The following is a 24373-nucleotide window of genomic DNA, read 5'->3' on the forward strand; positions in this document are numbered from 1 at the left end:
TTCACCATGAAATTTTCTGCCCTGAAAACGGGTGTGGCCAAGGGCAATACAATCAAAGCTGCGCATCATAGCACAGCGGGTTTTCATACATATGCCGCAGAAATGTAAACCTTAACGACCACCACGGATCAATCCGCCCAGACCACGCCGTTCCATAAACGCCGAAACCTGATGACGCACTTCCGACACCGTATTTGCCGCCACGCCCAGCTCGCTGAGCTTCTGCGCGTCCTCTTTATCGAGATGGCGCAGCAGGTATTTGACGCGCGGAATGTTTTTTCCGTTCATGCTGAGGTGGTAATAACCCAGCCCCACCAGCAGCGCAACACACATCGGATCGCCGGCCATTTCACCACACAGACAGAGCTCCAGCTTGGCCTTGTGGGCTTCCTGGGCAATCAATTGCAATGCACGCAGCATCGCCGGATGCAGCGGATCGTAGAGGTTGGCGACACGGGTATTGTTACGATCCACCGCCAGCAGATACTGGGTAAGATCGTTAGTACCGACAGAGACAAAATCGATACGATCCGCCAGATGCGGGATCAAAAATAGCATCGACGGCACTTCGATCATCACACCAATGCGCGGCTTAGGAATCACGTAGCCCAGCATCTCTTCCACTTCCCGCCCGGCGCGGTCGATCAGGCGACGTGCCTCTTCGATCTCGTCGATATGGCTGATCATCGGCAACAGAATGCTGAGATTGCCGGACGCCGCATTGGCGCGCAGCATGGCGCGGACCTGCACCAGAAAAATCTCTGGCTGATCAAGTGTTAAACGGATACCACGCCAGCCCAGGCTGGGGTTCTCTTCGCTGATTGGCATATAAGGCAGCTGCTTATCTGCGCCGATATCCAGGGTACGTAACGTCACCGGTTTGTTGTGGAACAACTGCAACATGCCCTGATATTGCGCCACCTGCTCCTCTTCTGACGGGAAGCCGTTTTGCAACATAAAGGGAATTTCGGTGCGATACAGGCCAATCCCATCAACCCAACTGTCGAGCGCCTGTTCATGTTCCGGGCTAAGACCGGCGTTCAGCATGACCTGCACCCGTTCGCCGCTTTTCAGTTCGCCCGGCTGCTCCACCACATCTTCGGCCATTTTACTCAGCGCGTTTTCTTCGCTGATCAGCCTTTGGTACTCCTGCACCAGCACCGGTTCAGGATCGATCAACAACTCGCCGCGATAACCGTCAACGATCAGTAAGCGTTTGTTGAGCTGGGCTGGCAGGATATCTGCCCCCATCACCGTCGGGATACCCATTGCTCGCGTCAGGATCGCCGCATGGGAGTTCGCAGCGCCGTCACGCACCACCACGCCCGCCAGGCGTTCATGAGGTAACTCGGCCAGGGTGGTCGCGGTCAATTCATCGGCCACCAGAACAAAACGTTCTGGCCAGGCATTGGTGCCGACCAGGGTATCATCGAGGTGGAACAACAGGCGCTGACCCAATACCCGCAAATCCCCGGCGCGCTCGCGCAGATATTGATCCTGCAAGCTGGCAAATTGCGCGGCAAACTTCTCGATCACCGTTTTGACTGCCCATTCGGCCACCGATCCTCGTTCGATCTCGGCGAACAGATCTTTTTTCAGTCGGGCATCCGTCAGCAGGTGCGAATAGAGATCGAAGATCGCCGCACTCTCTTTCTGCACGCTGGCGGTAAAACGTTTACTGAAGCGACGAAATTCATTGGCGGCCTCGCTCATGGCGACCGCCAGACGATCGCGTTCGCGCTGCACATCCAGCGTAGAAGCGGCGGAAACCTGATCGAGCAACGGTTGGGTTTCATCCACCCAACCCGGCGCCACCGCCACACCGGGCGCTGCGGCAATGGCTTTTACCCGTGACTGGCGAAATTGACCGAACAGCTGGCCAAGCTGCGACTGCGACAGCAAAGCTGCCATTTGCGTTGCCAGCGTAACCAGAAAGGATTCTTCGCTTTCGTCAAACTGACGATGTTCACGCTGCTGCACCACCAGCACACCCAGCAGCTGGCGGCGGCTGATAATAGGCACGCCGAGGAAGGAGCGATAACGCTCCTCTTTCACTGAGGGGATGTATTTGAAGCTGGGATGGCTCTGCGCATCGGCGAGGTTGATCGGCTCGGCGAGGCGACCAACCAACCCGACAATACCTTCGTCAAACGCCAGCGTGACCGTGCGGCCACGCGGTTTTTTCAGCCCGCGCGTTGCCATCAGGTAGTAGCAACGCCGATCGTGATCGGCAAGATAGACCGAGCAAACCTCGGTCTCCATCGCAAGGCAAATCTCGTTTACCAGCAGGTCGAGTGCTTCATTCAGACGCGGCGCACTCGCCACTTTTTCAACTATTTCGCGCAACTGAGTGAGCATAAAGGGCGTGGCCTATCCTCTTTTACGTCGATGGGCTGCGGCATTGCGCTGCTGCCCCGCACTCTCCTGCATAGACATCACCACGCCAGCGAATTCCTTCATTACGCGACGGTAGACATCACGTTTGAAGGAGACAACCTGACGCACCGGATACCAGAAGCTGACCCAGCGCCAGCCGTCGAACTCTGGCGTGCTGCTGTGTTGCACATTGATATCCGCGTCACTACACATCAACTGCAGAAGAAACCACTTTTGTTTCTGGCCGATACATACCGGCTTTGTGTCCCAACGCACCAAACGTTTTGGCAATTTGTAACGTAACCAGTTACGGGTTGAAGCAAGTATTCGAACATCTTTACGGTGCAAACCCACTTCTTCAAACAGTTCGCGATACATCGCCTGTTCTGCGGTTTCACCGGGATTGATGCCTCCCTGAGGAAATTGCCAGGAGTGCTGTCCAAAGCGCCTGGCCCATAACACTTGTCCCTGCCTGTTACAGATTACGATACCAACATTCGGGCGGTAGCCATCATCATCGATCACTGGACTACCTCAAAGCTAAATTTGAATAGTCTGATTGTTTCACACTCCTTACAGGCGGTAAACCACTGGATATCAGGGGAGATGACGGAACAATTACAGGATAACTCACAGAGTTTAGCCAAGTTATAAACAGCGATGGGGTTTTCCAGGCGATCTTATGCACCTTTTCTGTGGATAGCTTTGTGCAGAACACGGGAATTAAATGAATAACCGGTTAGGAAAAGTCTTATCAACACAGGGCCAGACAATATTAAAATCCATTATAATCATAGCGATAAAATAAAAAACACGAAATTCATATCCAGAAACCGGGGCTTTGTAAAACCGCCCCTTAGCGAACTGGTCAAAGATCGACCTCCGTCGTTTTTATCCACAGAGAATGACCTAAACCTGGTCAGAAATGGGAAAAAAAGCCAACAAATCACTAAAGTCAAGGCTGGAAATCGAAACAGGGGTACAGGAAAGTGGGGGTTATCCCATCTTTCTGTGGATAACTGGGTTTAAGATCCTGTTTATTGTCGATAACAAACCGGGATAACCTGCCGCCGCTGCGGTAAAGGCTGGGTGAGGGTGAATAAAAAAGTATGCCGAATCATGCTATTATCTTCAGGCCCGGCGGTTATGAAATGTGGACAACCTTTCTGGCAGCCTGCTGTTTATCATTTAACCAACACGAGCAAAACCATGAGTTCCCCAGCTTTTCCTCCCGCAACGCCGCAAAACGAAGCGGAGTTACTGCAACGTGCACAACAACTGGCAGGCCAGACTTTCGCCGCGCTGGCGGCCCAGCTTAACCTGCCGATGCCCGCCAATCTGAAACGGGATAAGGGCTGGGTGGGGATGCTGCTGGAATTGCATCTCGGTGCCAGCGCGGGCAGTAAAGCGGAGCAGGATTTCGCCCATCTCGGCATTGAGTTGAAAACCATTCCGGTCGATGCCCTGGGAAAACCGCTGGAGACCACCTTCGTATGTGTTGCACCGCTCACCGGGAACAGCGGCGTTACCTGGGAAACCAGCCATGTGCGCCATAAGCTGGCACGGGTGTTGTGGATCCCGGTTGAAGGCGATCGCGCCTTGCCGCTGGCGGAACGTCGCGTCGGCTCACCGCTGTTATGGCAGCCAAATGCCGAAGAAGAGCAACAACTGCGCGAAGATTGGGAAGAGTTGATGGATATGATCGTGTTGGGCCAGGTGGAACGCATCACCGCGCGTCACGGTGCCTGGCTACAAATCCGCCCCAAAGCGGCAAACAGTAAAGCACTGACCGAAGCCATCGGTGCTCACGGCGAGCCTATCATGACGCTCCCGCGCGGCTTTTATCTGAAGAAAAGTTTTACCGGACCACTGCTGGCGCGCCATTTTTTGCTGCCGTAACCGGGGCGTCAACGATATCGTGTATAATCGCCGTTTAACTTTCGTTTAGGATTAAATCTACACATGTTTGACTGGATTGCAGATCCGAATGCCTGGCTGGCGTTGGGAACGTTAACCATACTGGAAGTGGTGCTGGGCATTGATAACATCATCTTCCTTTCTCTGGTGGTCGCTAAACTCCCCAAACATCAACAAAATCGCGCTCGCCGTCTGGGGCTGATGGGTGCCATGCTGATGCGTATCGGGTTGCTGGCCTCGATTGCCTGGGTGGCCCGCCTGACCAATCCCCTGTTTTCACTGATGGACCACGCCTTCTCGGCGCGTGATTTGATTCTGCTGTTCGGTGGCCTGTTTTTGCTGTGGAAATCGAGCATGGAGATCCATGAGACGATCGAAGGTGGAGAAGAGGAACATAAAACCAACGTCCATTCATTCTTCGGGGCCATCGTGCAGATTATGCTGCTGGACATTATTTTCAGCCTCGATTCCGTCATTACCGCTGTCGGTCTGTCGGACCATCTGATCATTATGATGATGGCGGTGGTGATTGCCGTGCTGATGATGATGTTTGCCGCGCGAACCATTGGCGAGTTTGTTGACCGCCATCCATCGGTGAAAATGCTGGCGCTGGCGTTTCTGATTTTGGTGGGCTTTACCCTGATTCTGGAGAGTTTTGGCGTCCATGTACCAAAAGGTTACATTTATTTTGCCATGTTCTTCTCGATGGCGGTGGAGTGCCTCAACCTGATGCGCGGCAAGAAAGGCGCGGCCTGACAAAGTCAAGGGCGAGTTATTCTCGCCCACTGATTTTAAGAATCATGCGATTACCTCAAACGCCCAAAACATTTATTACTACACTTTTGCTGTTGAAGCTGTGTAGGGAGTGGCGAATGAAAGGGTTGGTAAGTGTAGTGGGGTTAGTGCTGGCGGCGTTGGTGTTAAGCGGTTGCAGCAGTGATTACGTGATGGCAACCAAAGATGGTCGCATGATTATGACGGAAGGTAAGCCGTCGATTGATAAAGACACCGGCCTGGTGCAGTACACCGACGAAAAAGGCCATGAGATGCAGATCAATGGTGACGAGGTCTCCACCATCATTGAGCGTTAAGTGCCAAATTCCATCGCCTGCGGTATTTTTCCAGTTGTGCAGGCGATTTCCCGAACTTTCCCCCCTTCCTTCCGCGCCGATCAACGCGCTATAGTCCCACAGGACACAACATTCCATTCCATAATGAAAAAAGGAAGCCGGCAATGCACTATCACCGTATCCCCCATAGCACGCTGGAAGTGAGTCAGCTGGGGTTGGGAACCATGACGTTTGGTGAGCAGAACAGCGAAGCCGATGCTCATGCGCAACTGGATTATGCTGTCAGCCAGGGGATCAACCTGATTGATACCGCAGAAATGTATCCGGTGCCGCCGCGCCCGGAAACTCAGGGATTAACTGAACAATATATTGGCAGCTGGCTGAAAAAGCGTGGCAGCCGTGACAAGATCATCCTCGCCAGCAAAGTGGCGGGTCCGGTACGTGGCGCGGATGCCTCCATTCGCCCTAACCAGGCGCTGGACCGTAAAAATATCCGTGAAGCGCTGGAAGCCAGCCTGAAGCGCCTGAATACCGACTATCTCGATCTCTATCAGCTCCACTGGCCGCAGCGCCAGACCAATTTCTTTGGCAAGCTGGGTTATCAATATACGGAATCGACCGTACCGGTGACGTTGCTGGAAACGCTGGAAGCGCTGACCGAGCAGGTCCGTGCCGGCAAGATTCGCTATATCGGCGTCTCGAACGAAACCGCCTGGGGCGTGATGCGTTATCTGCAACTGGCGGAAAAACATGAACTGCCGCGCATCGTCACCATTCAGAATCCCTACAGCCTGCTGAACCGCAGCTTCGAAGTGGGTCTGGCGGAGATCAGCCAGCATGAAGGCGTAGAGCTGCTGGCTTACTCCAGCCTGGCATTTGGTACGCTGAGTGGTAAGTATCTGAACGGTGCCAAACCTGCTGGTGCGCGTAACACCCTGTTCAGTCGCTTTACACGCTATAGCGGCGAGCAGTCGCAACAAGCGGTAGCGGCCTATGTGGCGCTGGCGAAGCAGCACAATCTCGATCCTTCGCAGATGGCACTGGCTTATGTCCGTCAGCAACCCTTCGTTGCCAGCACCCTGCTGGGGGCGACCACGCTGGAACAGCTGAAGACCGATGTTGAGAGTTTTAATCTGACGTTAAATGCGGACGTGCTGGAAGGCATTGAGGCGATTCACCGCCAGTTTACTTACCCGGCGCCTTGATACGCACACTCAACATCGCGCAATAAATTGCGCCGCTACCAAGCGTACCATCATCCGTAGCGGCGCGATTTATCGCGCGGCTAGCGCCGCCCTTTCCACCATAAAACTGCGATAGCCACAGCGAATATCGCGCCGAAACCAACGCCGGTCGCCACTGCCGGTGCCCCCAGCTTAATCGCCAGCGTATACAGCCCCAGCATCAGCAACATCGCGGTGTTTTCACCGAGGTTCTGCACGGCAATTGCATTGCCCGCCCCGACAGTGGCTTTACCGCGCTCCTGCAACAGCGCGTTGAGCGGCACTACGAAGAACCCGCCCAGCGCACCAATCAGCATCAGAATCAGATACGCATGCAACAAGCTGTGCTGCAAGGAAAACACCACCACCATCACGCCAATCAGCACCCCGGCCGGCATGCAGCGGCGTACGGTTTGCAGCGTCACCAGTTTTGCTGCCGCAGCCGCGCCAATCACGATACCTATCGCCACCATCGCATTCAGCGTGGTCGGCGTTTTGTTATCGCTGATACCCAGCGCCACGGGCACCCACAGCACCAGCAGAAAACGCAGTGTCACCCCTGCGCCCCAGAACAGACTGGTACCCATCAATGAAAAACGGGTTTCGCCATTACGCCACAGCAACAACGTTGCCTGAGTAAAATTGCGCAGCATCATGCCAAAGTGCCAGCTCTGGCCGGGACGTGCTGCCAGCAAACGCGGGATAAACAGGTTTGCGACGACAGCCAGGCCGTAAGTAAGTGCACACACCGCTAGCGCTGCCAGCAGATGCCAGTCCGCCAGAATGCCACCCGCAACCGACCCCAGCAGGATCGCCGCAATGGTCGATCCCTCCATCAGTCCGTTGGCTTTGACCAACTTATCACCCTGCGTGATTTCACCCAGAATGCCATATTTGGCCGGAGAATAGGCCGCCGCGCCCACCCCTACCAGGGTGTATCCAAGGAACGGATTGAAGCCAAAACAGATAATCAGCGCCCCCAACAGCTTCAGGCTGTTAGCAAACATCATCACGCGACCTTTGGCGAAGCTGTCGGCCATCTGCCCGACAAAAGGCGCGAGCAGAATGTAAGTGGCTACAAACAACATTTGCAGAATCGGCTGACTCCAGTCAGGGTAGAACTGGTTTTTCAGCACCGCGAGGGTGGCAAATAACAACGCATTATCGCCAAACGCCGAGAGAAACTGCGCCACAATCACCGCCATCATGCCACGCGACAACAGCGGCGTATCCGGATTTACCGCCTGGCTCATGCCTGCTCCTCTTCGGCCAGTTTTTTCAGGCTGACATAGTCAGGTTTACCGCTGCCGAGTATCGGCAAAGGTTTCAGCACACGGATATCACGCGGCAACGCCAGTTCTGGCGCCCCCAACTCACGGGCCGCATGTTTGAGCATCTCGCGATCCAGCTCGCTGTCAGTGGTGAACAGCACCAGCGCCTCTCCACGGTTGCCATCGGGTCGCAACGATGCAGCATGTTGTTTTTCTGGTGAGGCTTTCAACGCAATTTGCTCGACAATTTCCAGCGAAACCATCTCTCCGGCAATTTTCGCGAAGCGTTTGGCGCGGCCCTGAATCTGGCAGAAACCACCCTCATCAAAGCTGACGATATCGCCGGTATCGTACCAACCCGACTCCATTTCGCCTTCACCGTTATCGGCCACCGGCAGCTCCAGCACTCCCGGATTTTCCACGCGCAGATAACCGTTCATCACGTTTGGCCCACGCAGTTGCAGGCGACCGCCCTGCTCAATACCCGGCACCGAAATCAGACGCGAGTCCATCCCCGGCAGAATTCGGCCTACGGTGTGTGATTTTGCCGCCATCGGCACGTTAATCGCCACCACCGGTGCGCACTCGGTCACACCATAGCCTTCGAGAATACGGATGCCGTATTTCTCCATATAAATCTGACGCGTGCCTTCCTGCAATTTTTCCGCCCCCGCCACTACGTAGCGCAGACGGGCAAAATCGTACGGGCTGGCAAAGCGTGCATAGTTGCCGAGGAAGGTGGAGGTGCCGAACAGCACGGTACAGTTGCGGTCATATACCAGCTCCGGCACCACGCGATAATGCAGCGGGCTGGGGTAAAGGAACACCTGCGCACCGGTCAGCAGCGGCGTGAAGAGTCCTACGGTCAGACCAAAGGCGTGGAACAGCGGCAACGCTGACATAAAGCGGTCACGCGGGGTGAAATCGGCAACGGTACGAATCTGCTCAACATTCGCCAGCAGGCTTTTATGCGAATGCACCACTCCTTTGGGATTGCCTTCTGAACCGGAGGTAAACAGCACCATCGCGGCCTCTTCTGGCTTCTGCGCCACCAACGCCCGACGCGGCATCAACAGATGGCTGAGGATCCACAGTTTATCTTTGGTAGTGACGGTCGATCGCAGATCTTCGAGGAAGATCCACTGCACGTCCGTCAAACCTTCGGGCAGATGCCACAGGTTGCCTTTATCAAGGAACTGACGCGAGGTGAAGACCGTTTTCACCTGTGAGGCGGTCAACGCTGCGCGCATCCCGTTAACCCCGGCGGTGTAATTGAGCATGGCCGGGATGCGTCCACGCAGCGAAGCCCCCAGAATGGCCGCAGCGGTCACGGTGGCATTCGGCAGCAGCAGGCCAACATATTCGCCCTGACGACTGTAGCGCTCGAGGATACGGCCCACGCCGAGCGCTTTTTTCAGCAATCCGGTGTAGCTGTCGGTTTTGAAATTGATGTCCTCGATGCACGGCTTAAACAGACCGTAGCGGGTACGCGCATTGAGGAACGCCTCAAACAGCGTTTCCCGTGGCCGCACCGCCATACGCGCTTCCATCATCACATGATGTAAATGCTCGCCAGCCAGGATACGCCGCTCACGCGCGCGTTTGGCTTCCGGCATCGGGATAACCGTCGCAGGTAACACACTCAGGGTAATACGCGGAAACAGACGGCGCTTAAATACGCCGGCAAGGCGACCAAACGGGGTATATTCCGCGCCTTCGATGCGCATTGGCACCACGGTGGCACCCGATTTCGCAGCCACAAAGCCAGCGCCACTGTAGATTTTCATCAGCGAAGCGGTGACGGTAATACGCCCTTCCGGAAATATCACCACCGGGCGGCCTTCGTTGATCAAACGCACCAGATGTTTAATCGACATCGGTTTGGTGGGGTCAAGCGGCACGAAGTCGATGAGCGGCTTGAGGATACGCATAAACCATTGATCGCTGATCGATGAATAGACGGCGAACACTGGTTTGATCGGCAGAAAAAGTGCCACCAGCACGCCATCGAGAAATGACATGTGGTTAGGGGTGATCAACACCTTGGGTTTGTTCAGTACCGTCAGATCACCGCGCAGCTCGACGCGCCATAACAGGCGGCAGAGGAAACGCAGACAGGTGAATAACATGCCAGCTCCTTAGCAGTCGTTAAAAATGGCCCCTACGATGCAGGATTCAGGGATTTTCGACAAGTAGCGGCGCGATTTATCGCGCGGGGCTGCACGATAAATCGTGTTACGTGTCAGGCAGCGGTTTGGCACTGAGAGGGTTCCGCCCGCCAGGCATTAGGCAGTTTCAGCCGCAACGTGCAGGCGGACGGGCAAAGGTCCGAGGGCGCGGACCTTTGCAATCCGCGCCTTGCGCCGTCCTCGCGCAGCGCATAGCGCTGTGCCCTCGCTTATCACTCAGGCCATACGGCACGCGCGGATTCGCCATCCATGGCTCATTCCGCTCTCTCGCCGCATCCATGCGGCTCGTCCTGGCCTTCCCTCTGCGCTCGGCGCTGCGGATGCCGCCCACCCCACCGCCTGTAAGCCAGTAGAAAAAACAAAAAGCGAAAAGGAAAAAACAAAAAGATAGCTGCAGCTACAGCGATGGTGGGGCGCCATCCGGACTCGCTGAGCGAATGAATGCTGCCAGGATGAGCCGCATGGATGCGGCGAAAGGCGGCGTTGAGCAGGAGCGAATCGACGCCGGTCCGTCGGCAGCGTGAATGAGCGAAGGCACCGCGCAGCGGCGAGGGAGGCTGGCGCGAGGCCCGGGATTGCAAAGGGCGCGGCCAGGCGCCCTTTGCTCGGTCGCCGCACCGGCGAACTGCAACTACATCAGCCCAAGGCGAACGAAACCACCTCAGTGCGAACGAAACCAGCACAAACTATAGCGATTTATCCGCCTGCCAACCCCCACCCAGCGCGGCAATCAGCTCAACGCTGGTCACCCATTGGGTGCTTTGCGTTGACAGCAGGGTCTGCTGCTCACTCAGGCTGCTGTTTTCAGTGGTGGCAACGTCGAGATAATCGATCATCCCCGCCTCATACTGATTCCGCGTCACGCGTGCCGATTCCTGCGCAGCAGCAGTAGACAATTGCAGTGAAACCAGTTCGCCTTTCAGCGTGTTCAGCTCCACCAGGTAATCCTCCACTTCCTGCATCCCTTCCAGCACCGCCTGGCGATAGCTGGCGACACTGGCGTCGTAAGAAGCCCTCGCCTGTTCCACTTTCGCCGAGGTGGCACCAAAGTCCAGCAGCGTGCCGCTCAGTTCCGGGCCAAGCGACCAGACACGGTTCGGCAGCGAGAACAGATTACTGAAGGTTGATGAACTGACGCCGCCACTGGCGCTCAGGGTCAGATCCGGGTAGTAACCGGCAATCGCTACCCCCACCGCCGCATTGGCTGCCGCCACGTTACGTTCGGCATAGGCGATATCCGGGCGGCGTTGCAACAACTGCGACGGAATGCTGTTGGGGATCTCCGGTAAGGTCGCTTCCAGCTTCGCCACCGGCAGTGAGAAATCCGCCGGGGCACGGCCAATCAGCAACGCAATGGCGTGCTCCAGTTGGGCGCGCTGCCACTGGTAATCCTGCGCCGAGGCACGGGCGCTCTCCAGTTGCATCTGAGCCTGCGCCAGGGTGGCGCGTGATTCGCTACCTGCCTGATATTTGTTCTGAATCACCGTCAGGTAACGCTGATAGGCATCAACGCTGCGCTGATACAGGGCGATCTTTTCGTCCATGATACGCAACTGGAAATAGTCCTGCGCCAGTTCGGACTGGGCACTGAGGGTGATATTCGCCAGTTCCGCCGCGCTCGCCTGAGCGCTGGCTTTGTTCTCTTCCAGCGTGCGGCGCAGTTTGCCCCACAGATCCAGTTCCCAACTGGCGCTCAGCTCAGCCTGATGGCTGTTGCTGACGCTGCGCTGCCCGGTGGTGCTGGCACGGCTGCCACTGCGGGTGCTGCTGGCGTCATAGCTGACCGATGGGAACAACTCGGCGCGTGACTGCCCCGCCAGTGCCTGGGCTTCACGATATTGCGCCGCATAGTTGGCAACGTTCTGGTTGGAGATGCTGACCTGACGCAGCAAGCTGTCGAGCGTGGCATCGTGGTAGACCGACCACCATTCACCTTTGCTCTTATCATCCTGCGGCATGGCCTGGGTCCAGCCTTTGGCCTCTTTAAAATGGGTCGGCATCGCCATCGTCGGACGCTGATAATCAGGGCCAACGGTACAGCCTGCCAGCAACAGCGCCATAACGATCGGGGTAACAGATAACGACATTTTCATGGATCAGGATTCCGCATGACGCAACCGCCGCCACTGACGTTTCGTGGCGCGGCTCAGACTATCGAGCCAGAGATAAACAACCGGCGTGGTAAACAGGGTAAGAAGTTGGCTGAGCGCCAGACCACCGGCAATCGCCATACCAAGCGGGCTACGCAGATCGGCGTCACCACCGCTGCCCAGCGCCAGTGGCAATGCACCGAAAAATGCCGCCAGCGTGGTCATCATGATCGGACGGAAGCGCATCAGACAGGCCTGCGTGATCGCTTGCTGCGGCGTCAGCCCCAGGCGACGTTCCGCGTCGATGGCAAAGTCGATCATCATAATGGCGTTCTTTTTCACGATACCGATCAACAAGATGATGCCAATGAGCGCAATCACCGTCAGTTGCGTATTGGTCAGCAACAGCAGCAACAGCGCCCCCACCCCTGCCGAGGGCAGCGTAGAAAGGATGGTGATCGGGTGGATATAGCTTTCATACAACACGCCCAGCACGATATACACCGCCGCCAGCGCTGCCAGAATCAACCACGGCATGGTGGCCGTCAGTTGGGCAAAGGCCGCCGCCGTCCCGGCAAAGCCCGCCTGAATCGTCGAAGGCAGGCCCAGTTTCGCCATCGCCTGCTTAATCAGCGCCTGCGCCTGTTCCAGCGACACGCCGTCATTCAGGTTAAAGGCGATGGTGCTGGTCGCTGACTGGCCCTGATGCGCCACCGACAACGGCGCGTTGCCGCCCTTAAAGGTGGCGAATGCCGAAAGCGGCACGCGATCGCCGCTGTCATTCACCACAAACAACTGTTGCAAAATGTCCGGGTCACGGGTGTAGCTATCCTGCAACGACATCACCACATGGTATTGGTTGAGCGTGTGGTACAGCGTGGCAATTTGTCGCTGGCTGAAGGAGTTATTCAGCATGGTGTCGATCATCTGCACGTTCACGCCCAGCATCTTCGCCCGATCGCGATCGATGTTGATCACCACTTCCTGACCGCCGGTTTGCGAGTCGGAATCGACGCTGTTTAGCTGCGGGATCGCTGCCAGCGCCGCCTGCACTTTGGGTGTCCAGGTACGCAGCAGGTCAAGATCGTCGGCTTGTAAGCTGTATTGATAGGTGGCGTTGGCGCTACGGCCACCAATATGCAGATCCTGCGCCGCCATCAGGAACATCTGCCCACCGGCAATATGGCTGGTTTTCATGCTCAGGCGGTTAGCCACTTCGGTCGCGGTCGCGCTGCGCTGATCAAAATCCTTCAGACGCACAAAGAAGTTGGCGCTGTTACGCGAACCAAACATGCCGCTCCCCATCGATGACATCACGCTCTCCACCGCCGGGTCGGACTGGATGATTTTGGTGAACTCCAGCATCTTCGGCTTCATTGCCTGGAACGAGATGTTCTGGTCGGCGCGCAACGCGCCCATTAGCAGGCCGGTATCCTGGTTGGGGAAGAAGCCCTTCTGTACCACCGAATAGAGAAACAGGTTGAGCAGCACGGTCAGCACCAGGCTAAACATGGTGATTTTCTGGTGTGCCATCACCCACGCCAGACCGCGCGAGTAGGCGGCCAGCAGCGCATTGAGCTGGTTTTCAATGAACTGATACACCGGGTGCGGGCGTTGAGTGACTTTCGGTTTGGCCTTCAGCAGGCGCGCGCACAACATCGGCGTCAGGCTGAGCGAGACAAACATCGAGATCAGCAGCGAGATGGTCAGGGTTACCGCAAACTCACGGAACAGACGCCCGACAATGCTGCCCATCAACAAGATAGGAATAAACACCGCAATCAACGACATGGTCATCGACAGCACGGTGAAACTCACCTCCTGCGCACCCCGTAAGGCGGCACGCAGCGGGCTAAGCCCTTCTTCGATATGGCGGGTGATATTTTCCAGCACCACAATCGCATCATCGACCACAAAACCGGTGGAGATGATCAGCGCCATCAGCGACAGGTTATCGAGGCTATAGCCAAGTAAATACATCACCGCACAGGTGCCAATCAGCGACACCGGCAGCGCCAGCGCCGGGATTACTACCGCCTGCACGTTACGCAGGAAGATAAACACCACCGCAATCACCAGCATCACCGCAATCAACAGCGTCTCTTCGGTGTCGTACAGAGATTCGCGCACCGTCGGAGAACGGTCTACCACCACCTTCAACTGGGTATCGGCGGGCAGATCTTTTTCCAGCTCCGGCAACTGGGCTTTGATGGCGTCGATGGTATCGAGCATGTTAGCCCCCGCCTGGCGCTTAATCCCCACCATCACCGACGGGGTAGCGTTAAGGAAACCGGCCTGGTACTTGTCTTCTATCGAGTCATAGACGGTGGCGACATCATGCAGGCGTACCGCTTTGCCGTCTTTATAGGTGATGATCAGATTGCGGTACTGCGCCGCTTTATCCAGTTGGCCGTTGCTGTCCACCACCCAGGATTGGCTGTTGCCTTGCAGGATACCTTTCGGCAGGTTGGTGGTGCTGTCGGCAATGGCGGTTCGCACCGTATCCAGCGAGATTCCGTACTGCGTCAGTTTCTGCGGTTGCAGGTCGATACGCACCGCAGGCAGCGCACTGCCCATCAGCGACACTTCACCCACCCCTTGCACCTGGCTTACCGCCTGCTCAATCTTGCTCTCCGCCAGATCGTAGAGTTCACCAGGGGTACGGGTTGCCGATACCAGCGCCAGCATCACAATCGGCGCATCCGACGGGTTGGCTTTGCGATAGGTCGGTAGCGATTCCATTGAACTGGGCAGCAAACTGCGTGCCGCGTTAATCGCCGCCTGCACATCTCGCGCTGCACCGTTGATATCGCGGTCCAGTTCAAACTGCAAAATAATGGTACTGGAACCCTGCGAGCTGCTGGAGGTCATCTCGGTGATACCGGCGATTTGGCCGAGCGAGCGCTCCAGCGGTGTCGCCACCGTGGCGGCCATGGTTTCCGGGCTGGCACCAGACAGACTGGCGCTGACCATAATGGTCGGGAAATCCACCTGTGGCAGCGGCGCTACCGGCAACAACCGGTAGCCCAGCAGGCCGAGCAGCATGATCGACAGCGTCAGCAGTAAGGTGGTAACCGGGCGGAAGATAAACAGCCGCGTCAAATTCATTGCTCGCCTCGCGCCTGCTGTTGTTTGCGTTGCACGAAACGCTTGCCGCGCTGCGCCCAACCATCAAACCACAGGTAGATCACCGGGGTGGAGAACAGCGTCAGCACCTGGCTGACGATCAATCCGCCGACAATCACCAGGCCGAGCGGCTGACGCAGTTCCGCGCCAGAGCCGGAGGCCAGCATCAGCGGCAACGCACCGAGCAGCGCCGCCATCGTGGTCATCAGAATCGGGCGGAAACGCAATAAACACGCCTGATGAATAGCATCGCGTGGACTCATCCCCTGTTTGTTTTCCGCTTCCAGCGCAAAGTCGATCATCATAATCGCGTTCTTCTTCACGATACCGATCAACAGGATCACCCCGATCAACGCAATCAGGCTGAACTCGCTGCCAGCCAGCAGCAGCGTCAACAGCGCTCCGACCGCCGCCGATGGCAGCGTGGAGAGGATGGTCACCGGATGGATAAAGCTTTCGTACAGAATGCCCAGCACCACATACATGGTGATCAGCGCCGCCAGAATCAGCCACAGCGTGTTACTGGTGGCGCTCTGGAAGGCGGAAGTTTCGCCCTGATAACGCAAGGTGATGCTCGAAGGCAGATTCAGTTGTTGTGTCACGTCGGCAATCGCTTTCTGCGCATCCTCCAGCGAATAGTCGCTGTTGAGGTTGAACGACACCATCACCGCCGGGAACTGGTTCAGGCGCATATGCATCAGTGAACCGGTGCGTTGATGAATGGTGGCGATCGAGGTCAGTTTCACCATACCGGTGGTGGTGCTGCTGCTCGAATCAGAACTGCTGGAGGTCGAGCTGCTCGTGGTGCTGCTGGACGATGATGTCGTGGTACTGCTGCTGGTGCTGCTATCGCTGGTGCTGGTGGTCGAGGGCAGCCAGACATCGTCGAACGAGGCTGGCGACTGCTGGAAACGCGGCGCCACCTCCAGCACCACGCGATACTGGTTCGCCTGGGTAAAGATGGTGGAAACCAGACGCTGACCAAAGCTGTTATACAGCGCGGTATCGACATCGGCGGCGGTAATGCCATAGCGCGCAGCTTTGTCGCGGTTCAGCTCCACGTACGCCACGCGCCCCTGATCCTGCAAATTGCTCACCACGCCGTTAAATTCCGGGCGTTTCTGTAACGCAGCAACCAGTTGTGGCGTCCATTTCACCAGATTTTCGCTGTCGGCATCATCGAGGGTGAACTGATACTGATTCGGTGTGACCTGGTCGTTGACCGTCAGATCCTGCGCCGGTTGCAGATAAAGCTGAATACCCGTCACCTGCGCGGCGGCTTGTTGCAGCTGCTTAATGACCACGTCGGCTTTATCATCACGCTCGCCAAACGGTTTGAGGTTGATCTGAATGCTGCCGCTGTTAAGGCTGGTATTGGTGCCGTCGATGCCGATGGTGGAGGAGAGGCTTTCCACCGAAGGATTCTTCAGAATCACCTGCGCCAGCGCCTGCTGACGTTTCGACATCTCATTAAAGGACACATCCTGCGACGCGATGGTCACACCCTGAATCAGGCCAGTATCTTGCGTCGGGAAAAAGCCTTTCGGGATAGCGATGTACAGCAACGCGGTAAGCGCGAAGGTTGCCAGCGCCACCAGCAACGTCAGCTTCTGGTGGTTAAGGACGATGGTCAGCAAGCGGTCATAACCGCGAATTAATTTGTCAAAGAACTCGCCGCCCTTGCGCGAGAAGCGCGATTGTTTCTCCGGCGGGATATGCTGCAACAAATAAGCACACAGCATTGGGGTGAGCGTCAGCGACACTATCATCGATACCAGAATCGATACCGCAAGGGTGATAGCAAATTCGCGGAACAGACGCCCGACCACATCGCCCATAAACAGCAGCGGGATCAGCACCGCAATCAGCGAGAAGGTCAGCGAGATAATGGTAAAACCAATCTGCTGTGATCCTTTCAACGCCGCCTGCATTGGCGTTTCGCCCTCCTCCAGCCGCCGCGAGATGTTTTCCACCACCACGATGGCATCGTCAATTACGAAGCCGGTGGCGATGGTCAGCGCCATCAGCGACAGGTTATTCAGGCTAAAGTCGGCCAGATACATCACGCCAAAGGTGCCAATCAACGACAGCGGCACCGCCACGCTGGGGATCAGCGTCGCCGCGATATTGCGCAGGAACAGGAAGGTCACCATCACCACCAGCGCCACCGACAGCATCAACTCAAACTGCACGTCGCTGATCGAAGCGCGAATGGTTTGTGTACGATCCGACAGGATGCTCATCTTCACGCCATCCGGCAGTGCGGCCTGCAAGGTCGGCAATTTGGCTTTGATCGCATCCACCACCTGAATCACATTCGCCCCAGGCTGACGCTGCACGCTGATCACAATCGCCGGGCTGTTGTTGGCCCAGGCCGACTGGAAGCTGTTTTCCGGCCCCTGTTCGATATGGGCGATATCCTTCAGGCGCAGCGCAGCACCGTTTTGGTAGGTGATAATCAGGTTGCCGTACTCTTCGGCGGTGCGAAGCTGGTCGTTAGCATCGATGGTGACGGAGTGATATTTGCCGTCGAAGCCCCCTTTCGAACCGTTAACGTTGCCGTTACTGATCAGGGTGTTGACGTCTTCCAGCGTCAGGTTGTGCGCCGCCAGCGCTCTTGGGTCCATCTGCACGCGGATGGCCGGTTGATGGCCGCCCGCCAGCGTCACCATACCGACGCCGGAGATCTGCGACAGCTTCAGTGCCACACGGGTATTCACCAGATCCTGAACCTGGGTAAGCGGCAGCGTATCGGAGCTGGCCGCCAGAGTGATCACCGCGCTGTCTGCCGGGTTGACCTTTTTATAGGTCGGCGGATTAGGCAAATCACTTGGCAACAGGTTGTTGGCAGCGTTAATTGCCGCCTGAACTTCCTGCTCGGCCACGTCCAGCGACAGATCGAGGCTGAACTTCAGGGTAATGATCGACGAACCGCCGGAGCTGGTGGAGGTCATCTGGCTCAGCCCCGCCATCTGTCCGAGCTGGCGCTCCAGCGGCGAGGTGACGGAAGAAGCCATCACATCCGGGCTGGCACCGGGATACAAGGTGGTCACCTGGATGGTGGGGTAATCCACCTGCGGCAGCGCCGAGGTGGAAAGAAACTTATAAGCGAAGATGCCAGAGATCAGCACGCCGACCATCAACAGGATGGTAGCGACCGGACGCTGGATAAACAGGCGTGACGGGTTCATTTGGCCTCGGCGGTCGCAGTCGGTTTGCTCTCATCGGCCAGCGTCACTTTACTGCCGTCGGTCAGGCGATCGATACCTTCCGTCACCAGACGATCGCCCGGTTCAACCCCTTTCAGGATCGCCTGCTGATCCTCACCGAAGGCAGGGCCGGTGGTGACCGCTTTGCGCGTCACGGTGTTGTCTTTGTTGATGATGAACACAAAGCTGCCGTCGCTACTCAACTGCAATGCCTGCGCCGGGATCACCGTGGCATTTTTCAGCGTATCGGTTTGCAGACGCAGGTTGACGAACTGGTTAGCAAACAGCGACTCGTCTTCGTTCGGGAAGCTGGCTTTCAGTTCGATGGTGCCGGTGCTGGTGTCGATCTGGTTACCGATATAGCGCACGTCACCCTGCGCCAGCACCGTGGTGTTGTCCTGATCAAATGCCGTCGCTGGCAGGCTCTGATTGTTGTGCAGCGCTTTGGTCAGCTGCGGGATATTGCTCTGCGGCACGCTAAAGGTCACCGCCGCCGGTTGCATCTGTGTCACCACCACAATGCCGGTGGTGTCGGTGGTCTGGATCATATTACCGGGATCGACCAGGCGTAAGCCGACGCGACCACTGACCGGCGAGGTGATGCGCGAATATTCGATATCCAGTTTGGCGCTGGCGATCTGCGCTTCATCGGCAGCCACCGCCCCCCGATACTGGCCGACCGTGGCGGTTTGCGTGTCGAGATCCTGACGTGCCAGCGAGTCCTGCGCATAGAGTTTTTTGTAGCGTGTCAGCGTCAGCTCTGCGCTTTTCAGTAACGCCTGGTTCTGTGCCAGATCGCCCTGATATTGCGCCAGCGTCGCCTGATAACTGCGCGGATCGATCTGCGCCAGCAACTGGCCCGCTGCCACTTTTTGTCCTTCGGTGAAGTAGACTTTTTCCAGCTGGCCCGCCACCCGACTGGTGACGGTTACGCTGGCGTTGGGGATCACCGTACCCAATGCATTGAGGTAGACCGGCACATCCGCCGTACTGGCCACACCGCTATGCACCAGGGTTGCACCGCCCATCATCATCGCCATGCCCGGAGGACCACCGGCCGGACGATGACCACCACGACCGCCACGTTCACCACCCGATGGCATACCACCCGGCGCATGCCCCCCGACTACGCGCCAGATCACGCCAGCGACAATTAACAGCACAACTAACAGCAGCAGCCATTTCAGCCAGCGAGAGAAAGCGGAGCGAGGTACGTTGGTCTTCATTAGGTTCTTCAGGTCATCAGATAAATGGAAAATCCCCTGAAAAGCAGGGGATTATTTCAAAGGTAAATCATTACCGGGCGTATTATCGGCGGAAGAGCAGGATTTTTTCCATGCTCAAACCGTAAGGATTCCGTTAAGAATCTCAGGATTTCCAGCCGCCACCCAATGCCTTGTACAGCGTGATTTTCTGGCTTAACTGGCCCAGATGCGCGCTGATCAACGACTGTTGCGCACTGTAAAGCGAACGTTGGGCGACTAACACATTGAGATAATTATCAACGCCCTGCTTATAACGCAATTCAGAATAGTCGTAGTCGCGCTGGTTCGCACCTACCTCTTTTTGCAGGGCCGTCATTTGATCCTGCCAGGTGTCCTGCCCCGCCAGCGCATCGTTCACTTCTTTGAACGCGGTCTGGATCGCTTTCTCATAGTTGGCGATCTCGATGCGCTTCTCGATATGCGCGATGTTCAGGTTGGCTTCGTTTTTGCCACCGTCAAAAATCGGCAGATTAATTGACGGCACAAACGACCAGGCTCCGGTGCCGCCACCCAGCAAACTGCCCAACGAGCTGCTGGTTGATCCGCCGGAGGCGGTCAGCGTGATACTCGGGAAGAAGGCGGCACGCGCCGCGCCAATATTGGCGTTAGCCGCTTTCAGGGTGTGCTCAGCCGCCATCACATCCGGGCGACGCGTCAGCAAATCTGACGGCAACCCGGCAGGTGTAGCCGGGAACTGCCAGTTTGCGTCCAGCGTGGCATGTGACAACAGCGATACCGGTAAATCGGTGCCGACCAACAGCCGCAGCGCATCGACATCCTGACGCACCTGACGTGTGTAGCTGGCAACGTCGGCTTCGGCGGCGCGCACCGTGCTTTCCGCTTCCGCCAGATCCTGATCGCTGCTGACGCCGCCGTCGTAACTCATTTTGGTCAGACGGTACGAGTCCTGCTGGCTCTGCGCGGTGTTCTGTGCCAGATGCAGCAGATCATTATCCGAACACAAGGTCAGCCATGCGGTCGCGACTTCGGAGATCAGCGAGATGCGGGTGGCGCGTTCCGTGGCTGCCGTGGAGAGATACGTTTCCTGAGCCTGATCACGCAGGCTGCGCAAACGACCAAAGAAATCCAGCTCCCACGAGGTAACGCCCAGACCGGCGTTCAGCTCGTGATAGGTCACCGGACCGGTGGTTTTAGTGTTGTACAGATTACCCGGCTCATGCGCCGAGGTCTGACTGGCGGTGGCGTCAATCGATGGCATCAACGCCGCACGCTGCACCGTCACATCGTTACGCGCTTCTTCCACGTTTAATGCCGCCACACGCAGATCGCGGTTGTTGTCGAGCGAGAGCTGAATCAGGTTGCGCATCGTCGCGTCATTAAAGAAGTTCTGCCACGGCAAATCCGCGACGTTGCCCACCGCCGTGGGTTGATCGTAACGCGCATCCACTGGCATGGATGGCCGCTGGTAATGCGGCTCCATAGTACAACCGGTTAAGCCCAGTGCGGCGGCCAGCGGCAGCAACGCCCAATTGAAGGTTTTAGTTATCATGCTGCACCCCCTCTACGGATGCTTTTTTCTTACGCGCAAAGAATTGCGACACCACCACGTAGAACATCGGCACAAAGAAGATGGCGAGGAAGGTTGCGGTAATCATCCCGCCCGCTACCGCCGTACCGATGGAGTGCTGACTGCCCGCGCCGGCACCGTTAGAGATGGTGAGCGGCAGGACTCCGAGGATAAAGGCCATCGAGGTCATGATGATCGGGCGGATACGCAGGCGTGCTGCTTCCACCGCCGCCTCAATCAGGCTCTTACCTTCCCGTTCGTGCAGTTCCTTGGCAAATTCAACAATCAATATGGCGTTCTTCGCCGCCAGTCCGACGGTGGTTAATAACCCAACCTGGAAAAACACGTCGTTCTGCAAGCCGCGCAGCAACACGGCGCAGATGGTACCCAGCACGCCGAGTGGCACCACCAGAATCACCGAGAACGGAATCGACCAGCTTTCATACAGCGCGGCGAGACACAGGAATACCACCAGAATCGAGATGGCATACAGCTGCGTGGTCTGGTTACCGGAAGCCTGTTCCTCATAGGAGATGCCGTACCACTGCACACGGAAGCCGCTCGGCAACTGTTTTGCCAGATCTTCTACGGCTTTCATCGCTTCACCGGTACTCTTACCCGGTGCCGGGGAACCAAGAATCTCTTCCGCCGTCAGGCCATTGAAACGTTCGAAGTGGGGCGAGCCATACACCCATTTACCCGAGGCAAATGCGGAGAACGGAACCATGGTGCCGCTGGAGTTACGGAAGTACCATTTATTGAGGTCGGACGGCGTGACACGCGAATCCGCTTTCCCCATCAGATAGACCTCTTTCACGCGGCCGTTATACATAAACTGGTCGATATAGCTCGAACCCCAGGCCACCGACAGGGTGTTATTAATGTCGGTCATGCTCAGGCCCAGCGCGCTGGCTTTCTCGTCATTGATCTCCAGTTGATACTGCGGTTCATCTTCCAGGCCATTCATACGCACCTGAGCCAGACGTGGATCTTTGTTTGCCAGATCAATCAGCTGATGCGTGGCATCCATCATCTGCTGGTGGGTGTGCGCGCCCGTATCCTGCAAGTAGAGGTCAAAACCGGTGGCGTTCCCCAGTTCCATTACCGCAGGCGGTACCATGGCGAAGATTTTGGCGTTTTTGTAGTTGGCGAAGTGAGCCATGACCCGGTTCGCCAAATCCTGCACGCTCTGGCCGCTGTGGGTACGTTCCCCCCAGTCCTTCAGGCGCACAAACGCCATAGCGTTACTCTGCCCGCGACCGGCGAAGTTAAACCCTGCCACGCCAAAGGTGGTGGTCACCACCGAGGCTTCATTTTTCTGAAGATAATCATTCAGATCGTTGATGACCTGCTGGGTACGCTGCGACGACGAGTTTACCGGCAAGGTCATCTGCACCATCATCAGACCCTGGTCTTCGTTCGGCAGGAAGGTGGTCGGCACACGGGTAAACAGGAAGCCGGTCACGCCCACAATCACCAGATACACCACCAAAAACAGGCCACGACGCGAGATCACTTTATTCACCCCACGGGTGTAGTGCATCGCGCCACTGTCGAATTTACGGTTAAACCAACCGGCAAACCCGGTGGTTTTGTGTTCTGCCGAACTGGCTTTCAGGAAGGTGGCACAGAGCGCCGGGGTAAAGATCAACGCCATAATCACCGACAGCGCCATTGCGGACACAATGGTGATCGAGAACTGACGATAGATAACCCCGGTCGAACCAGAGAAGAAGGCCATCGGCAGCAGTACCGCCGACAGCACCAGCGCGATACCGAACAACGCCCCCTGAATCTGCTGCATCGATTTAATGGTGGCGGTTTTCGGATCGAGCTTTTCTTCGTGCATCACACGCTCGACGTTCTCCACCACCACGATGGCATCATCCACCAATAGCCCTATCGCCAGCACCATCCCGAACATCGTCAGGGTGTTAATGCTGTAACCAAAAGCGGCGAGGATACCGAATGTCCCCAGCAGCACCACCGGCACCACCAGGGTGGTGATCAGGGTCGCGCGCAGGTTTTGCAGGAACACCAACATCACGAAGAACACCAGGATGACCGCTTCGATCAGGGTTTTCACCACTTCTTCGATGGAGGCGCTCACCACCGGCGAGGTGTCGTAGGGATAGGTGACTTCCACGTTATCCGGCAAGGCGTCTTTCAGGTCAGCAATGGTCTGACGTACTGCTTTGGCGGTGTTCAGTTCGTTAGCACCGGTCGCCAGACGCAGCGCGATACCGGCCGCAGGCTTACCGTTCAGGGTGGCATCAATGCCGTAACTCTGTGGACCAAGGGCCACGGACGCCACATCTTTCAGGCGCACTTGCGAGCCGTCGCTGTTCACTTTCAGCAGCACGTTTTCAAACTGTTTCACCGTGGTGAAACGGGTTTTGCCCAGCACGGTCGCCTGGGTTTTGGCGCCCTGAATCGTTGGCAGCCCGCCCAACGAACCGGAAGAAACCTGCACGTTCTGGTTATCGATAGCCGTACTGACATCGCTTGGCATCAGGTTGTACTTATACAACTTGGCCGGATCGAGCCAGATACGCATGGCATATTCTGAACCCAGCACCATAAAGTCGCCGACACCGGGAGTACGTGAAATCGGATCTTCCAGCTTCGACACCAGCATATCGGCCAGGTCGCCGTTGGTCAGCTTGCCGTCTTTCGAGATCAACCCCACCACCATCATGAAGTTTTTCTGGTACTTACGGATACGGATGCCCTGCTGTGTCACGTCAGTCGGTAGCTGAGATTCGGCCAGGGACACACGGTCCTGCACCTGTACCTGGGCGATATCCGGGTTAATGCCCTGATTAAAGGTAGCGATGATCTGCGCACTACCGTCCGACGCACTGCTCGACTCCAGATAGCGTAAGCCGTCCAGACCGTTGAGCTGCTGCTCAATCACCTGCACCACGGTGTTCTGCGTGGTTTCGGCACTGGCACCGGGATAGGTAACGGAGATGGAAACCGCCGGAGGCGAGATATTCGGATACTGGTTAACCGGCAGATTGAGCGTCGCAATCGCCCCTACCAGCATCACAATGATCGCGATAACCCATGCAAATATCGGGCGTTCAATAAAAAACTTAGACATGAC

14 protein-coding genes are annotated in these 24373 nt (G+C 56.7%); 4 read left to right on the forward strand and 10 right to left on the reverse strand.

Translation table 11 applies throughout. From position 1 onward, the window contains the following. Nucleotides 1-111 precede the first annotated feature (111 nt). Together ptsP and rppH are read right to left on the reverse strand one after the other, a co-directional pair. Nucleotides 112-2358 (reverse strand): phosphoenolpyruvate--protein phosphotransferase, encoded by a 2247-nt coding sequence (ptsP, locus tag AC6I8R_RS16505; RefSeq protein ID WP_021184573.1) that lies wholly within the window; start codon nt 2356-2358, stop codon nt 112-114. A 12-nt stretch (nt 2359-2370) separates the two neighbouring features. Beyond that, a complete protein-coding gene (rppH, locus tag AC6I8R_RS16510) occupies nt 2371-2901 on the reverse strand; it encodes an RNA pyrophosphohydrolase (protein WP_021184574.1) in 531 nt (176 codons plus the stop codon). Nucleotides 2902-3585: 684 nt separating this feature from the next. On the opposite strand from rppH, the gene mutH reads away from it, so the two are divergent. From mutH to AC6I8R_RS16530, 4 genes are all read left to right on the forward strand, one after another. Continuing rightward, complete coding sequence (gene mutH / locus AC6I8R_RS16515; RefSeq protein ID WP_021184576.1) at nt 3586-4275, forward strand: DNA mismatch repair endonuclease MutH; 690 nt, start codon at nt 3586-3588, stop codon at nt 4273-4275. Nucleotides 4276-4338: 63 nt separating this feature from the next. Next, nucleotides 4339-5049 carry a TerC family protein gene (locus AC6I8R_RS16520; RefSeq protein WP_021184577.1) on the forward strand — a complete coding sequence of 237 codons (711 nt, stop codon included), beginning with the start codon at nt 4339-4341 and terminating at the stop codon, nt 5047-5049. A 116-nt stretch (nt 5050-5165) separates the two neighbouring features. Beyond that, nucleotides 5166-5384: a YgdI/YgdR family lipoprotein gene (locus AC6I8R_RS16525; protein WP_021184578.1), complete on the forward strand. Its 219-nt coding sequence runs from the start codon at nt 5166-5168 to the stop codon at nt 5382-5384. Between the two features lie 143 nt (nt 5385-5527). Further along, nucleotides 5528-6568: an NADP(H)-dependent aldo-keto reductase gene (locus AC6I8R_RS16530; RefSeq protein WP_021184579.1), complete on the forward strand. Its 1041-nt coding sequence runs from the start codon at nt 5528-5530 to the stop codon at nt 6566-6568. Between the two features lie 80 nt (nt 6569-6648). Here the strand turns inward: AC6I8R_RS16530 and lplT are convergent, their stop codons facing one another. The 8 genes from lplT to AC6I8R_RS16570 all read right to left on the reverse strand — a co-directional run bounded on the left by lplT (nt 6649) and on the right by AC6I8R_RS16570 (nt 24370). After that, nucleotides 6649-7839 (reverse strand): lysophospholipid transporter LplT, encoded by a 1191-nt coding sequence (lplT, locus tag AC6I8R_RS16535; RefSeq protein ID WP_208723704.1) that lies wholly within the window; start codon nt 7837-7839, stop codon nt 6649-6651. Continuing rightward, nucleotides 7836-9986, reverse strand: a complete 2151-nt coding sequence (aas, locus tag AC6I8R_RS16540) for a bifunctional acyl-ACP--phospholipid O-acyltransferase/long-chain-fatty-acid--ACP ligase (protein WP_497832596.1) — start codon at nt 9984-9986, stop codon at nt 7836-7838. The genes lplT and aas overlap by 4 nt, the downstream gene beginning before the upstream one ends. Nucleotides 9987-10732: 746 nt before the next feature. Next, complete coding sequence (locus AC6I8R_RS16545) at nt 10733-12139, reverse strand: efflux transporter outer membrane subunit (protein ID WP_497832597.1); 1407 nt, start codon at nt 12137-12139, stop codon at nt 10733-10735. A 3-nt stretch (nt 12140-12142) separates the two neighbouring features. After that, the gene (locus AC6I8R_RS16550; RefSeq protein ID WP_415175240.1) at nt 12143-15244 is read right to left on the reverse strand and encodes an efflux RND transporter permease subunit; all 3102 of its coding nucleotides are present in this window, start codon (nt 15242-15244) and stop codon (nt 12143-12145) included. Further along, the gene (locus AC6I8R_RS16555) at nt 15241-18453 is read right to left on the reverse strand and encodes an efflux RND transporter permease subunit (RefSeq protein WP_497832598.1); all 3213 of its coding nucleotides are present in this window, start codon (nt 18451-18453) and stop codon (nt 15241-15243) included. The genes AC6I8R_RS16550 and AC6I8R_RS16555 overlap by 4 nt, the downstream gene beginning before the upstream one ends. After that, nucleotides 18450-19697, reverse strand: a complete 1248-nt coding sequence (locus AC6I8R_RS16560; protein ID WP_021184586.1) for an MdtA/MuxA family multidrug efflux RND transporter periplasmic adaptor subunit — start codon at nt 19695-19697, stop codon at nt 18450-18452. The genes AC6I8R_RS16555 and AC6I8R_RS16560 overlap by 4 nt, the downstream gene beginning before the upstream one ends. Before the next feature lie 142 nt (nt 19698-19839). Beyond that, complete coding sequence (locus tag AC6I8R_RS16565) at nt 19840-21246, reverse strand: efflux transporter outer membrane subunit (RefSeq protein WP_415175242.1); 1407 nt, start codon at nt 21244-21246, stop codon at nt 19840-19842. Continuing rightward, on the reverse strand, nt 21236-24370 hold the full coding sequence (locus AC6I8R_RS16570) for an efflux RND transporter permease subunit (RefSeq protein ID WP_021184588.1): 3135 nt from the start codon (nt 24368-24370) through the stop codon (nt 21236-21238). The genes AC6I8R_RS16565 and AC6I8R_RS16570 overlap by 11 nt, the downstream gene beginning before the upstream one ends. Nucleotides 24371-24373 lie beyond the last annotated feature (3 nt).

It is taken from the genome of Pantoea sp. X-Soil-OKNW-713, from assembly GCF_059730685.1.